General features: G+C 63.4%; 16 protein-coding genes. 8 read left to right on the top strand and 8 right to left on the bottom strand.

Features of this window, described 5'->3' with window-relative positions:
* Positions 1-46 precede the first annotated feature (46 nt).
* Entirely contained in the window at positions 47-538 is a 492-nt protein-coding gene (locus BM019_RS30215) for a MarR family winged helix-turn-helix transcriptional regulator (RefSeq protein ID WP_009044306.1), read from the bottom strand.
* 213 nt (positions 539-751) lie between these two features.
* Between BM019_RS30215 and BM019_RS30210 the strand changes: the two genes are divergently transcribed.
* The 4 genes from BM019_RS30210 (at position 752) to BM019_RS30195 (ending at position 6,359) form a co-directional block, all read left to right on the top strand.
* Positions 752-1,582, top strand: a complete 831-nt coding sequence (locus BM019_RS30210; protein WP_009044305.1) for a p-hydroxycinnamoyl CoA hydratase/lyase — start codon at positions 752-754, stop codon at positions 1,580-1,582.
* Between the two features lie 108 nt (positions 1,583-1,690).
* A complete protein-coding gene (locus BM019_RS30205; RefSeq protein WP_092422741.1) occupies positions 1,691-3,139 on the top strand; it encodes an aldehyde dehydrogenase in 1,449 nt (482 codons plus the stop codon).
* A 99-nt stretch (positions 3,140-3,238) separates the two neighbouring features.
* Positions 3,239-5,122, top strand: a complete 1,884-nt coding sequence (locus BM019_RS30200; protein WP_092422738.1) for a feruloyl-CoA synthase — start codon at positions 3,239-3,241, stop codon at positions 5,120-5,122.
* 220 nt (positions 5,123-5,342) lie between these two features.
* The gene (locus BM019_RS30195; RefSeq protein WP_092422735.1) at positions 5,343-6,359 is read left to right on the top strand and encodes a GlxA family transcriptional regulator; all 1,017 of its coding nucleotides are present in this window, start codon (positions 5,343-5,345) and stop codon (positions 6,357-6,359) included.
* 19 nt (positions 6,360-6,378) lie between these two features.
* On the opposite strand, the gene BM019_RS30190 is transcribed toward BM019_RS30195, so the two are convergent.
* The 4 genes from BM019_RS30190 to BM019_RS30175 form a co-directional block, all read right to left on the bottom strand.
* The gene (locus BM019_RS30190; protein WP_092422732.1) at positions 6,379-6,861 is read right to left on the bottom strand and encodes a DUF4265 domain-containing protein; all 483 of its coding nucleotides are present in this window, start codon (positions 6,859-6,861) and stop codon (positions 6,379-6,381) included.
* A gap of 180 nt (positions 6,862-7,041) precedes the next feature.
* Positions 7,042-7,422, bottom strand: coding sequence for a c-type cytochrome (locus BM019_RS30185; RefSeq protein ID WP_088019141.1), 381 nt, complete (start codon positions 7,420-7,422; stop codon positions 7,042-7,044).
* Between the two features lie 52 nt (positions 7,423-7,474).
* The gene (locus tag BM019_RS30180) at positions 7,475-7,783 is read right to left on the bottom strand and encodes an immunity protein Imm33 domain-containing protein (protein ID WP_092422729.1); all 309 of its coding nucleotides are present in this window, start codon (positions 7,781-7,783) and stop codon (positions 7,475-7,477) included.
* Between the two features lie 93 nt (positions 7,784-7,876).
* Positions 7,877-8,266 carry a winged helix-turn-helix transcriptional regulator gene (locus BM019_RS30175; RefSeq protein ID WP_204840184.1) on the bottom strand — a complete coding sequence of 130 codons (390 nt, stop codon included), beginning with the start codon at positions 8,264-8,266 and terminating at the stop codon, positions 7,877-7,879.
* Positions 8,267-8,353: 87 nt separating this feature from the next.
* Here BM019_RS30175 and BM019_RS30170 point away from each other — a divergent pair, with 87 nt between their 5' ends.
* Positions 8,354-8,758, top strand: coding sequence for a DoxX family protein (locus BM019_RS30170; protein WP_009044297.1), 405 nt, complete (start codon positions 8,354-8,356; stop codon positions 8,756-8,758).
* Positions 8,759-8,774: 16 nt separating this feature from the next.
* On the top strand, positions 8,775-9,470 hold the full coding sequence (locus BM019_RS30165) for an SDR family NAD(P)-dependent oxidoreductase (RefSeq protein WP_239691122.1): 696 nt from the start codon (positions 8,775-8,777) through the stop codon (positions 9,468-9,470).
* 89 nt (positions 9,471-9,559) lie between these two features.
* Here the strand turns inward: BM019_RS30165 and BM019_RS30160 are convergent, their stop codons facing one another.
* Entirely contained in the window at positions 9,560-10,771 is a 1,212-nt protein-coding gene (locus BM019_RS30160; protein WP_092422723.1) for an MFS transporter, read from the bottom strand.
* A gap of 280 nt (positions 10,772-11,051) precedes the next feature.
* Positions 11,052-12,101 carry an NAD(P)-dependent alcohol dehydrogenase gene (locus BM019_RS30155; RefSeq protein ID WP_092422720.1) on the bottom strand — a complete coding sequence of 350 codons (1,050 nt, stop codon included), beginning with the start codon at positions 12,099-12,101 and terminating at the stop codon, positions 11,052-11,054.
* Positions 12,102-12,268: 167 nt separating this feature from the next.
* Between BM019_RS30155 and BM019_RS30150 the strand changes: the two genes are divergently transcribed.
* Entirely contained in the window at positions 12,269-13,177 is a 909-nt protein-coding gene (locus BM019_RS30150; protein ID WP_092422717.1) for an AraC family transcriptional regulator, read from the top strand.
* Between the two features lie 295 nt (positions 13,178-13,472).
* On the top strand, positions 13,473-13,745 hold the full coding sequence (locus BM019_RS30145) for a hypothetical protein (RefSeq protein ID WP_081232346.1): 273 nt from the start codon (positions 13,473-13,475) through the stop codon (positions 13,743-13,745).
* A gap of 38 nt (positions 13,746-13,783) precedes the next feature.
* Here the strand turns inward: BM019_RS30145 and BM019_RS30140 are convergent.
* On the bottom strand, positions 13,784-14,089 hold a 306-nt coding region (locus tag BM019_RS30140; RefSeq protein WP_139217403.1), incomplete at its 5' end, for an IS30 family transposase.

The raw sequence follows: 14,089 nt of genomic DNA, 5'->3' as shown, positions 1-14,089 counted from the left end.
CGATCGCAGCCTGCGGCAGCGGCTACAGGGATCGCAGGGCTGGCGGCTACTGCTGGTAGACCTTTTTCAGCAGCCTGAGCAGCTCTTCGCGTTCCTGGTCGTCGAGGGAGGCGGTGGCGTCCTGGTCGCTTTCGGCGGCGATCAGCTTCAGCTCCTTGAGCAGGGTCTCGCCGGTCTTGCTGAGGAAGATCCCGTAGGAGCGCTTGTCCGGCTTGCAGCGTACCCGCACGGCCAGCGCCCGTTCTTCCAGCTTGTTCAGCAGCGGCACCACCTGCGGCGGCTCGATGGCCAGTGCCCGGGCCAGGTCGGCCTGCATCAGCCCGGGATGCTGCTCGATGATAGCCAGGGCCGAGAACTGCGCCGGCCGCAGGTCGTGGCTCGACAGGCGGCCAATCAGGTTCTGGAACAGTTTCAGCTGCGCCCGGCGCATGGCATAACCGATCAGGTCGTCCAGGGCGGAGTCCAGGGGCGCCTGGGTTTCGCTGTCGGCGACGGGGGCCTCGGCGGCGGTGGCTATCTTGTTGGAAGACTTGGCCATTGCAGGGGAAATCCTCGGGCTGGCGGTTAATAAGACTATCTAGTTTGCCGGGATTGTCCGGGGATAGCCATGACCGATGGCCGATGCCTTGGCGTTGAAGCGCTTCGGGCATCTGTGAAAGCTTGGTTAATTTTATTAATGGTTAATTGACATAACTAATTTGCCGGTTTAGTTTTTGCCCATCTCAAGCCAAGAACAAAGAGAGCAATCGCCATGAGCAACTACGAAGGTCGCTGGACAACCGTCAAGGTCGAGATCGAAGAGGGGATCGCCTGGGTCATCCTCAACCGCCCGGAAAAACGCAACGCCATGAGCCCGACCCTGAACCGCGAGATGGTCGATGTGCTGGAGACGCTGGAGCAGGATCCGGCCGCCGGCGTGCTGGTGTTGACCGGGGCGGGCGAAGCCTGGACCGCGGGCATGGACCTCAAGGAGTACTTTCGCGAAGTGGACGCCGGCCCGGAAATCCTCCAGGAAAAGATCCGCCGCGAAGCCTCGCAATGGCAATGGAAACTGCTGCGCATGTACGCCAAGCCGACCATCGCCATGGTCAACGGCTGGTGCTTCGGCGGCGGCTTCAGCCCATTGGTGGCCTGCGACCTGGCGATCTGCGCCGATGAAGCGACCTTCGGCCTGTCGGAAATCAACTGGGGCATCCCGCCGGGCAACCTGGTGAGCAAGGCCATGGCCGACACCGTGGGCCATCGCCAGTCGCTGTACTACATCATGACCGGCAAGACCTTCGGCGGGCAGAAAGCCGCCGAGATGGGCCTGGTCAACGAAAGCGTGCCGCTTGCGCAACTGCGCGAAACCACTGTCGAGCTGGCGCGCAACCTGCTGGAGAAGAACCCGGTGGTGCTGCGGGCCGCCAAGCATGGCTTCAAGCGCTGCCGCGAACTGACCTGGGAGCAGAACGAGGATTACCTGTACGCCAAGCTCGACCAGTCGCGCCTGCTGGACACCGAAGGCGGCCGCGAGCAGGGCATGAAGCAGTTCCTCGACGACAAGAGCATCAAGCCCGGCCTGCAGGCTTACAAACGCTGATGGCAACCCGGCGGGCAGCAGTGCCCGCCCGCTGTTCGGCGCAGCGCCCAGGCGCTGGCGTGAACCGCTCCACTGTATTCCCGATAAAGACAATAAAGAGGAATCACCATGCTGGACGTGCCCCTGCTGATAGGCGGCCAGTCGTGCCCCGCCCGCGACGGTCGAACCTTCGAACGGCGTAATCCGGTGACCGGCGCAGTCGTCTCGCGCGTCGCCGCCGCCACCCTGGAAGACGCGGACGCCGCCGTGGCCGCGGCCCAGGCGGCATTCCCGGCCTGGGCGGCGCTGGCGCCCAATGAGCGACGCAGCCGCCTGCTGCGCGCGGCCGGGCAATTGCAGGCGCGCAGCGCGGAGTTCATCGCCACCGCCGGCGAGACCGGGGCCATGGCCAACTGGTACGGCTTCAACGTGCAGCTGGCGGCGAATCTCCTGCGCGAAGCCGCGTCCATGACCACCCAGATCAATGGCGAGGTCATCCCCTCCGATGTCCCCGGCAGCTTCGCCATGGCCCTGCGCCAGCCGTGCGGCGTGGTGCTGGGCATCGCGCCGTGGAACGCCCCGGTGATCCTCGCCACCCGCGCCATCGCCATGCCGCTGGCCTGTGGCAATACCGTGGTGCTCAAGGCGTCCGAGCTGAGCCCGGCGGTGCATCGGCTGATCGGCCAGGTGTTGCAGGAGGCCGGACTCGGTGACGGCGTGGTCAACGTCATCAGCAACGCGCCCGAGGATGCCCCGGCCATTGTCGAGCGGCTGATCGCCAACCCGGCGGTGCGCCGGGTCAACTTCACCGGCTCGACCCGGGTCGGGCGCATTGTCGGCGAGCTTTCGGCGTGGCACCTCAAGCCGGCCCTGCTGGAGCTGGGCGGCAAGGCACCGCTGCTGGTGCTGGAGGACGCCGACCTGGATGCCGCGGTGCAGGCCGCGGCCTTTGGCGCCTACTTCAACCAGGGGCAGATCTGCATGTCCACCGAGCGCCTGATCGTCGATGCCCGGGTGGCCGAGGACTTTGTCGCCAGGCTGTCGGCGAAGATCGCCAGCTTGCCGGCGGGCAACCCGGAGGCCGCGGATTCGGTGCTCGGTTCGCTGGTGGACGCCAGTGCCGGCACGCGCATCAAGGGGCTGATCGACGATGCCCTGGGCAAGGGCGCGACCCTGGTTGTCGGTGGTCAACTGGAGGGCAGCATTCTGCAGCCGACCTTGCTCGACGGCGTCACCGAGGCCATGCGCCTATATCGCGAAGAGTCCTTCGGGCCGGTGGCGGTGGTGCTGCGCGGCGAGGGCGACGAAGCGCTGCTGCGGCTGGCCAACGACTCCGAGTTCGGTCTGTCGGCGGCGATCTTCAGCCGCGACACCGGGCGCGCCCTGGCCCTGGCCCAGCGGCTCGAATCGGGCATCTGCCATATCAATGGTCCGACCGTGCACGACGAGGCGCAGATGCCGTTTGGCGGGGTCAAGGCCAGCGGCTACGGCAGCTTTGGCGGCAAGGCGGCCATCGAGCAGTTCACCCAGTTGCGCTGGATTACCCTACAGAACGGTCCACGGCACTACCCGATCTGAACTCCGGCCCCCGGACCCAACAATCACAAGGCCCCAGCCCCTGGCTGCCAGGTCCCCGGCCGAGTTCGCCGGCGATGGGCCTTGATGGAGGACAAACACGTGAATTCCGAATTCAGATCGCCAGCGCCGAACGCGGCCGACGCGCCGCCTTATCGACAGGTGACCATCGCCCATCCCGCGGTCGAGGTCAGCGAAGAGCAGGGCATCCTGCACATGCGTTCCCTGGAGCCCCTGACCGAGCTGCCGAGGCGCCTGTTGGACCGCCTGGTGCATTGGGCCTGGGAGCGCCCGCAGCAGACTTTTGTCGCCGCACGCCAGGACGGCGGCGACTGGCGCCGGGTGAGCTACGCGCAGATGCTGGCCAGCGTGCGCGCCATCGCCCAGAGCCTGCTGGGCTATGGCCTGTCGGCCGAGAGGCCGCTGGTGCTGCTTTCCGGCAACGATATCGAGCACCTGCAACTGGCCCTGGGGGCGATGTATGCCGGCATTCCTTATTGCCCGGTGTCGCCGGCTTATTCGCTGTTGTCCCAGGATTTCGCCAAGTTGCGGCATGTCTGCGACCTGATGCAGCCCGGGCTGGTGTTCGTCAGCGACGGCGCGGCTTTCCAGCGGGCAATCGACGCCGTGCTGCCGGGCGACACGCCGCTGATCGTGGTGCGTGGCGCCGTGATGGGCAGGCCGCAGCGCGACTTCGCCAGCCTGTTGCAACACCCCGGCGATGCCGAAGCCGAAGCGGCGTTCGCCGCCACCGGCCCGGACAGCATCGCCAAGTTTCTCTTCACCTCGGGTTCGACCAAGCTGCCCAAGGCGGTGGTCACCACCCAGCGCATGCTCTGCGCCAACCAGCAGATGCTGTTGCAGACCTTTCCGGTGTTCGGCGAGGAACCCCCGGTACTGGTGGACTGGTTGCCGTGGAACCACACCTTCGGCGGCAGTCACAACCTCGGCATCGTGCTCTACAACGGCGGCACCTTTTACCTGGACGACGGCAAGCCGACGGCCCAGGGCTTTGCCGAAACCCTGCGCAACCTCAAGGAAATCGCCCCCACCGCCTACCTGACGGTGCCCAAGGGTTGGGAAGAACTGGTCAATGCCCTGGAGCAGGACGGCGAGTTGCGCGAGCGCTTCTTCTCACGCATGAAGCTGTTCTTTTTCGCCGCGGCCGGCCTGTCCCAGAGGGTCTGGGACCGCCTCGACCAGGTGGCGCAAGCCCATTGCGGCGAACGCATCCGCATGATGGCCGGGCTCGGCATGACCGAGGCGTCGCCGTCCTGCACCTTCACCACCGGGCCCTTGTCCATGGCCGGCTATATCGGCCTGCCGGCCCCGGGTTGCGAAGTGCGCCTGGTGCCGGTGGACGGCAAGCTGGAAGGGCGTTTTCGCGGGCCGCACATCATGCCGGGCTACTGGCGCGCGCCGCAGCAGACCAGCGATGCGTTCGACGAGCAGGGTTTCTACTGCTCCGGCGATGCGCTGAAGCTGGTCGACGCCGCCGACCCGCAACTGGGCCTGATGTTCGACGGGCGCATCGCCGAGGACTTCAAGCTCGGCTCCGGAGTGTTCGTCAGCGTCGGCCCGTTGCGCAATCGCGCGGTGCTCGAAGGCTCGCCCTATGTGCAGGACCTGGTGGTGACCGCGCCGGACCGCGAGTGCCTGGGGGCTCTGGTGTTTCCGCGGCTGTACGAATGCCGGCGGCTGGCCGGCTTGCCCGCGAATGCCAGCGATGCCGAGGTCCTGGCCAGCGCGCCGGTGCGGCGTTGGTTCGGCGATTGGCTGCAACGCCTCAACCGCGAGGCCAGCGGCAACGCCAGCCGCCTGGAGTGGATCGCGCTGCTCGACGAACCGGCCTCCATCGACCGTGGGGAAATCACCGACAAGGGCTCGATCAACCAGCGCGCGGTGCTGCAGTGGCGGGCCGACAAGGTCGAGGCGCTGTATCGCGGCGAGGAGTCTTCGATCCTGCGGGCCGAGCCTGGCCGGTGAGTGTCGCGGCCCCTGAGGGCCGCAATGTCGCCAGTGGCGTGGCTCAATCCACGCCCCTGGCGTTCAGTTGAACCCGCTTCTAGCCAGCGACTTTTTTCTATAGCCTACGGCTGCGCTTCGCCCGGGCGATGGCGTGTGGTGCGAGCAGGGTTTTCTGTGGATGCCAGAATTCAACGTACACTGATATCTGCGTTCGGCAGGGTAAAAAAGGCGAGGGTGTATGGCGGTTGAACGACGGGATTTCAGTGGCTGCATGAAGGGCAAGAACCTGCGTTACCTGGAAGAGGCGCGGGTGGCGCCCGCGGCCCATGCGCGGGCGGGCTTCCTGCTGCTCGAGCACTTCTCGTTGCCGGCCTTCACCCAGGCCCTGGATACCATCGTCACCGCCAACCTGCTGCGTCCCGCCTTGTTCTCCTCAACGACCTTTGGCTTGCAGGACGGCGAGGTCACCAGCGACCTCGGGCTGGTGATCCGTCCCGATGCGCGCCTGACCGCGGCGGCGCTCAAGGACCTCGACCTGTTGGTGATCTGCGGTGGCTATCGCACGGAGCTCAAGGCCGATCCGCAGCTGAGCAGCCTGCTGAAAAGCGCCGCCGAGCAGGGCATCAGCCTGGCTGGGTTGTGGAACGGGGCCTGGTTCCTCGGCGTCGCGGGGCTGCTCGAAGGCTACCGTTGTGCGATCCACCCGGAGCATCGTCCGGCGCTGGCGGAGATTTCCAAGGTCACCCATGTCACCAGCGAGGCCTTTGTGGTGGACCGCGACCGGCTCACGGCGTCCAGTCCCGCCGGCGCCTTCCATATGGCCCTGGAATGGATCAAGGGGCTGCACGGCAAGGCGCTGGTCGAGGGCATCGAGGACATCCTGTCGTTCGAGGAATCCCGCTACCGGCGCATCAAGCCGACCATGCATGTGTCGTTGAGCGCGCCCTTGCGCGAGGTGGTCAATCTGATGGACGCCAACCTCGAGGAACCGCTGCAAATGGACCAGCTGGCGGAGTATGCCGGGCGTTCCCGGCGGCAGATCGAGCGCTTGTTCAAGGAGCAGTTGGGCACCACCCCGCAGCGCTACTACCTGGAATTGCGCATCACCGAAGCGCGTCGATTGCTGCAGCACACCGAACTGTCCCAGGTCGAGGTGCTGGTGGCCTGCGGCTTCGTCTCGCCGAGCCATTTCAGCAAGTGCTACAGCTCGTATTTCGGCTATCGGCCGTCGAAGGAAAAGCGCCTGGTGAAATGATCGCGGGCGTCAGTATCTATCAGCTTTCGAGCCACCAATATAAAAGTGTCTCATCCTCGTCATCATCCAGGTTTTTATAGATGTTGGAGTAGTACCACTGAATCCCTGTTCTATCTCGAAACCTGTTAAAGAAGTCGTTGATCTTCTCCAGTCCATTGCGTGCAGGAACCGCTAATGACAGGTTTCCCTCAAATACACCGTCCAGTGTTCCACCCAGCTCACAAACTACACCGTTTTCCAGCAAGGCTATGTCTTCTTGAGGAATAGAGTCTGCATAGATCTGGATGCAGAAATTTCCGCCTCGTTTCAAGACGACGGCAGGTGCTTCTTTATCTTTGATTGAAACAATATCTCCTCGTGCCAGGTTCAGCGCGATACCAGGGGAGGAGAGCAACTCGTAAGTATCCTGGTCAATCTTGCGAGCAGGCAGCTCTTCAAAAAAAGGGCCGTCATCATCTGTTACATAAACTTGAATCAGAACAGGTGCTTCTTTATCGCTCATACACTACTCCGTAGCTGTTCTGCTCAATGCACGCATCCATGTTGATAGGGAATGAAGCTTCTGGTGCCAGGGCTGTTCCAGGAGCCAATGTGTTTGTAGTGGAGTTGAATTTGCAGGGGAGATATTTAAATCAATATTGTTCATTAGCGATGTGCTCGTGAGAGGCCGACTGACTCGGGGTCATCGATTTTTTGAAATCACACTGTTCATGTATTGATTCAAATCGCGCAGGTCCTGAATGCTCCAGGCGTGCGGCGGTATCTTTACACCATTCTCCCGCAAGGTTCTCGGAATCAGGTCGCCATTGGGGCGAAGTATTATCGATGACACGATAACGCCCGGATAATCATTGAGCCGTTTCTTGAACACGGGGGTTGTAAGGTCAGGTGTTGGAGGGGTGCTTTTATTGGCCAGTGGTCCGGTTCCTTTGATATCGGCTCCGTGGCATACGGCACAGCGCTGCGAATAGAGGTTTTTCCCATTATTGTCGGCGAAGGACAGTGATGTTTGAGTGAGCGACAGAGCGCCTAGCGAAGCGATGAGCAATACCTTTACTTTCATTTTTCATACGTCCTTGTTGTGTCAATCAGCCTGAATCGAGGGCAAAGGCTTGTCAGCCTTCCATCCAGACATCTTCGTAGCCTTGGTTGTCGATGATGAACTTGGCGCCAGCGGGCAGGCAGAGGTAATTCAGCACCTGTGGCAGCATTTCACTGAGATGCTCAGTGTGAACCGCTTGATAAAAATCATCAGCGCTCGAATGTTCTCCGCAGTGAATAAACCAACTGACATTACCTCCCTCCGGCAGCGAAATTCGCGTGCCATAAATAGGGGACTTGCCCAGGGTGGCAATCGCAATGGCGACCATTTCTTCTGGTGGAAGTACGGGCAGTCCGTATTTTTCACAGATGTCTTTTTGCATATTAGGTAGTGCCTCAGGGTACTTCGATGGCGAACGGTACACCCATTCCTAAATCGCCTTCCAGCCAGCGCGGCATGGCCCGGCCGACCTGGCTTAAAGCTCCTTGGCCTTGCGCCCGCGCGGCTTGGATTTTACCGGCACGCTGTCGCCATATTCGCTCCACCAGATGGCCAGCGCCTCCATCGTCGGCCCCAGCGCGCGGGCCTTGGCGGTGATCTCGTATTCGACCCGTGGCGGCACTTCGGCGAATACCGTGCGCGACACCAGGCCGTCGCTTTCCAGCTCGCGAAGCTGCGCGGTCAGCATGTGCTGGGTGATGCCGCTAATGGCTTTTCGCAACTCGCCGAAGCGGTAGATCCGCTGATTGAGTAACCACATGATTTCCAGCTTCCACTTGCCTGAGAGCAAGGCGAATGCCCGGCGCATTTCCTCATGCATGTTGATCGTGGTGCTGTCATTAGTCTGCTTTTCCATACTAACCATCACTTTTTCATCCTACTTGTGGCTTTTCATGTTAGGCGACATCTTTGCCTCACGTCGACGTAACCACCCACATTCAGGAAAAAACTCATGATCGAACACGCTTCATATTGGCTCAGCACCACGCTGTTGTCGGTGCTCTATGTGACCTCCGCGACGCTGTACGTGGTCAAGCGCGACTGGGTTCGCCAGGCCCTCGTCGACCTCGGTTATCCCACCTATCTGGTGGCGGGCCTGATCGTGGTGAAGGTGCTGGCGGTGCTGGCCATTGTCTCGCGCTTCAGCGTGGCGCTGAGCGACCTCGCGTATGCCGGGATGCTTTACCACCTGCTGCTGTCGGCGGTGGCGCACCTGGGGGTACGCAAACCTCGCGGCGCATTGCCGGCGGCGGTGTGCCTGGTACTGCTGGGCGTTTCCTTCCTGACGCAGAACGCCGCTCGCGAACTGCCATCGCCCTATGGCCAGCTCCCGGCGGCACACCTGGCAACCCTCTGACCCATTGGAGAACAACATGGCTCGACTCAACGGAAAAATTGCCATCGTCACCGGCGCCAGCCGTGGCATCGGCCGCGCCACCGCGAAGCTGTTCGCGGCAGAAGGCGCCAGGGTGGCGGTGCTTTCGCGCACCGCCGAACACATCGATCGCGTGGTCGCCGATATCCAGGCCGCGGGCGGCACCGCGCTGGGCGTGGCCTGCGATATCGCCGATCCCGCCCAGATCGACGCTGCCGTGAAGCAGGTGGTGGCGGCCTATGGCGGCATCGACATCCTCGTCAACAACGCTTTCGATCCCATGGCGGTCTCGTCGTCGGTCCTCGAACTGTCGGTCGAGCAGTTGCAGCGCAATTTCGAGATGGGGCCGATTGCCTATCTGCGGACGATGCAAGCCTGCCATCCTTACCTCAAGGCGAGCGGGGCGGGCAGGGTGATCAACTTTGCCTCGCTGGCCGGGGTCCTCGGCATGGTCGGCTACGGCCCCTACAACATGGCCAAGGAAGCGGTGCGCGCCTTGACCCGCTCGGCGGCGCGCGAGTGGGGGGCGGACGGGATCACCGTGAACAACGTCCTGCCGGTGGCGGACACCTGGGGCGCGGCCGACGGGCCGCCACCGAGCAACGCGCTGGCCCGCCATGGCTCGCCGGAGGAAGACATCGCCCCGGTGGTGCTGTTCCTCGCCAGCAAGGATGGGCAGTACCTCACCGGCTAACAGCCTGACGCCTGACGGCGGCCAGATCATCGACAGCGCGCGCTGACACCCGGCCCTGTGCTGTCGATTGTCTTAACGCCGACCACCGCTCACGCCGCCACGTTCGTTGCCCTGAAAGGCTTGCGCGTGGCGGCACGGGCGGCCAATACCGCCAGCACGGCGGCCACCACCAGCAGTGCCGCGCTCAGTTCGAAGGTCGCCCGATAACCGCTCAGGTCGAAGGCCAGGCCGCCCGCCGTGGCGCCCGCGGCAATCGCCAGCTGGACGATCGCCACCATCAATCCGCCGCCGGCTTCCGCATCGTCCGGCAGCGCCCGGGTCAGCCAGGTCCACCAGGCGACCGGAGCGGCGGTCGCCACCAGGCCCCAGAGGCCCAGCAAGACCGTGGTGACCGACACCGAGGCGCCAAGCGCCACCAGGGCCATGGCGATCGCCGCCATCATCAGCGGGATGATGATCAGCGTGCGATACAGGGCGTTTTTCAGGAAGGTTTCGATCAGGAAGGTGCCCGCCAGGCCGGCCAGGCCGATCACCAGCAACATCAGCGACAGGGTGGTGACACTGACCTGGGTGACCGTCTCCAGGAAGGGCCGCAGGTAGGTGAACAGCATGAACTGGCCCATGAAAAACAGGCTGACCGCGAGCATGCCCAGGGCCACCGGCATTCTTTTCATCAGGCTGAAGATATTGCCGGTGCCGGCGGCCGGCTGCGCTTTCAGCGACGGCAAGCTGGCCAGCAGCCAGACGGCGGCGAGGGCAGCCACCGGCACCACGCAGAAGAACGCCCCGCGCCAGCCGATCAGGGAACCCAGGAAGCTGCCCAGGGGCGCCGCGATCACGGTCGCCAGGGCGTTGCCGCCATTGACGATGGCCAGGGCACGCGGCACCTGGTCTTCGGGCACCAGGCGCATGGCCGTGGCCGCCGACAACGACCAGAAACCGCCGATGGCCACGCCGATCAGCGCGCGGCCGGCCATGAAGGTCAAGTAGTCCGGGGCGAACGCCACCACGGTTCCGGAGACGATCATCAGCAGGGTCAGGGACAGCAACAGCCGCTTGCGCTCGACCCGGGCCGCCACCGAGGCGATCAGCAGGCTGGTGAACAGGGCAAACAGCCCGGAGACGGAAATGCCCTGGCCGGCTTGCCCCTCGCTGACCTGCAGATCGGCCGCGATCGGGGTCAGCAGGCTGACTGGCATGAACTCGGAGGCCACCAGGGCAAAGGCGGCGAGGGCCATGGCCAGCACGGCGCCCCAGGTGTGTCGGGGTTCGGGCGATTCGACGTGAGAGGTAGCGCTCATGGCGACAGGTTTCCTGTGTGGCTGGAAGCGTCCGTGCTGACCGCCGGGCGTTGCCGGCCGGGTCTGCGGACGCTTCGATGCATAAATGGGTACGCGCCGCCGGTGGAAGACCGGGCAGGCGCGTGAATGGCGATCGGGACCGGCCCGGTGCTGGAGCGGCTCCGGTCGCGGCAGAAGGAAAACGCGACACCGGTGCCGCGAAGCAAAGGGTGCCCAAGCCGGGCACCCAGCGGACTACCAGGGGTTGCCCTGGAGGAACGGGATCAGGCGCTTGCCGCGCTCAGCCCGCCAGGGTGGCGTTGTCGATGACGAAGCGGTACTTGACGTCGCCCTTGAGCATGCGTTCGTAGGACTCATTGATCTGGTCCGCGCGCACCAGCTCGATGTCGGCGACGATGCCGTGCTCGGCACAGAAGTCGAGCATCTCCTGGGTCTCGGCAATGCCGCCGATCATCGAGCCGGCGAGGGTCCGGCGCTTCATGATCAGGTTGAATACATTGGGCGAGGCATGCGGAGTCGCCGGGGCGCCCACCAGGGTCATGCCGCCGTCGCGCTTGAGCAGCACCAGAAAGGCGTCGAGATCGTGGGGCGCGGCCACGGTGTTGAGGATCAGGTCGAAGCTCTTGGCGTGGGCGGCCATTTCCCCGGCGTTGCGCGACACCACCACTTCGTCGGCGCCCAGTTGGCGGGCGGCCTCGCGCTTGGAGTCGGAGGTGGTGAACGCCACCACATGCGCGCCCAGGGCATGGGCCAGCTTGATGCCCATGTGGCCCAGGCCACCGATACCGACCACGCCGACCTTCTTGCCGGGCCCGACCTTCCAGTGGCGCAGCGGCGAGTAGGTGGTGATGCCCGCGCACAGCAGCGGCGCGACGGCGGCCAGCTGCTCCTCGGGGTGGCGGATGCGCAGCACGTAGCGTTCGTGGACCACGATCTGTTGCGAGTAGCCGCCCAGGGTCCAGCCCGGGGCGTCCGGCGTCGGGAAGTTGTAAGTGCCGATCATGCCGTCGCAGTAGTTCTCCAGGCCGTCCTCGCAGTCGGCGCAGTGCTTGCAGCTGTCGACGATGCAGCCGATGCCGACCAGGTCGCCCGGGCGGAAGCCGTGCACATGGGCACCGACCGCCGCGACCCGGCCGACGATCTCGTGGCCGGGCACGCAGGGAAACTGCGTGCCTGGCCACTCGGCGCGTACCTGGTGCAGGTCCGAGTGGCAGATGCCGCAGAAGGCGATGTCGATCTGCACGTCATGGGCGCCGGGGGCGCGGCGGGTGATCTGCAGTGGTTCCAGAGGTTGGTCGCCCGCATGGGCGCCATAGGCGTTGACTAACATTGCACACTCCATCCAGCGTTACGTTGGACGACCATTTTCCCGGGCAGGCGCAGGCGGCCAGTAGTGCATTTCGCTGGAATTCTTGCCTGATTCTCTGGGCTTTGGTTTTTTCGGTAGGACCGGCACCGGGGCCGGGTTAACGTCTGGCAAGGAGGGTACACACCGACATGACACGCCCACACGACACCCGCGCCCAGGCGCCCCAGGAAACACTCGCGCGCCTCATTGGCGCCTGGATCAAACACTCGGGAGACTGCTCGACAGCGATCCCCGGCCTGGTTTTTTTTCGCCGCGAGATCCCTTCGCCACCCGCCGTATGCATGGTCGAGCCGAGCATCATCCTCGTCGCCCAGGGAGCGAAACAGCTGTGGGTCGGCGGCGAAGCCTACCCGTACGACCCCTCGCGCTTTCTCGTGACCTCACTGGACCTGCCGGCCAATTCCGAGGTGACGGCGGCCAGCCTGGAACAACCCTGCCTCGGGCTGGGCTTCAAGCTCGACCCGCGCATGCTGGCGGAGCTGGCCGCCCAGGGCGGGCTGCTGCAACCTCGCGATCGAGGCACAGGCAAGGGCGTGGGCATCGGCACCGCGACGCCGGCCATGCTGGCCTCGTTCGTGCGCCTGCTGGAGTTGCTGGACGAGCCCGAAGCCATTCCGGTGCTGGCGCCGCTGATCCAGCGCGAGATCCACTACCGCTTGCTGCTGAGCGACCAGTCGGCGCGGCTGCGGCAGATCGCCTCCGTCGACGGCCAGGGCCACCGCATCGCCAGGGCCATCGACTGGCTGAAATTGAATTACACCGCGCAACTGCGGGTCGACGAACTCGCCGCCCGGGTGCAGATGAGCACGCCGACCTTTCACCACCATTTCCGCCAACTCACCGCCATGAGCCCGCTGCAATACCAGAAATGGCTACGCCTGACCGAAGCCAAACGCCTGATGATGAACGAACATCTGGACGTGTCGAGTGCGGCCTTCAAAGTCGGTTATGAAAGCCCGTCGCAGTTCAGTCGGGAGTACAGCCGGCTGTTTGGCGCAGCGCCCAGGCGGGATATTGCGCAGTTGCGGGGGGTGTAGGGTAGGGGGCGAGTGGGAGGTGCTGGGCTTGCGGGATTTGATTACGCCCTCGATTGAATGTCCGCGGTTTCTAATAGGAGACCGCGAACACCCCAAAAGCGGTCATTCGCGAAAGGTAGTAATCGGCCAATTGCGGTAGCTCAACAGGCTCGCCCTCGCTTGAGGATTAGCTGAGTGATATACCGCTGGTTGGGTCTTTGCATGGCAATCAATAGGCAATCTCATGACGCGATGCTCAATTTATAGCGGGTTGGTTTTGGTGGGCTACTCGGCGCTCGATTACGGAGATCCCCCCATGGGCGTTGCTTCAGGCCAATTCGAGCCTGCCGATGGGTACGCAGCTATCCAGAACGAGTGTTCCACGAATCACCACGATCAGACCGGCCTGGATCTTTCTGTTCAAACCGAAGCGGGTCTGGTTATTCCATGTGCGGGCCTGGGCATCTTGGATTACTCCAAAGAGCTACCGCCACCTTGCATCGAAGTGAACATTTTCGGTATTCCACATCCTCTCTATGGTGAGTTGTTTCCTCGGCAGGTCACTCTGTATGAGCATCAAGTTAGCTAATCGTAATGCCCCGCCTGTGTCCGCTATGAGTTGTGGATTCAACCGGTCGACGCAACAGATTGGCTAAATCGTTCAGCGGGTGTTTCGTAGTCTAGTGTTTTCCGAGGGCGGCTATTTAGCTGCCTTGCGACTTCATTGAGCGTGGCTTGCGAGTGATCCGCAAGGTCGGTTCCTTTCGGGAAGTACTGCCTTAACAACCCGTTGGTGTTCTCATTCGATCCCCGTTGCCAAGGACGATGAGGATCGCAGAAGTAGACCTTGATGTCGGTAGCCACCGTAAAGCGCTTATGGTCAGCCATCTCTTTTCCGCGATCCCACGTCAGCGATTTGTAGAGTTCTTGGGG

Origin of the sequence: Pseudomonas sp. NFPP07 (assembly GCF_900115645.1) — a bacterium.
In the GTDB taxonomy this organism is placed as follows: domain Bacteria; phylum Pseudomonadota; class Gammaproteobacteria; order Pseudomonadales; family Pseudomonadaceae; genus Aquipseudomonas; species Aquipseudomonas chlororaphis.
Note: the sequence above shows the minus strand (reverse complement) of the source record. Positions and strands in the feature narration are given on the sequence as shown.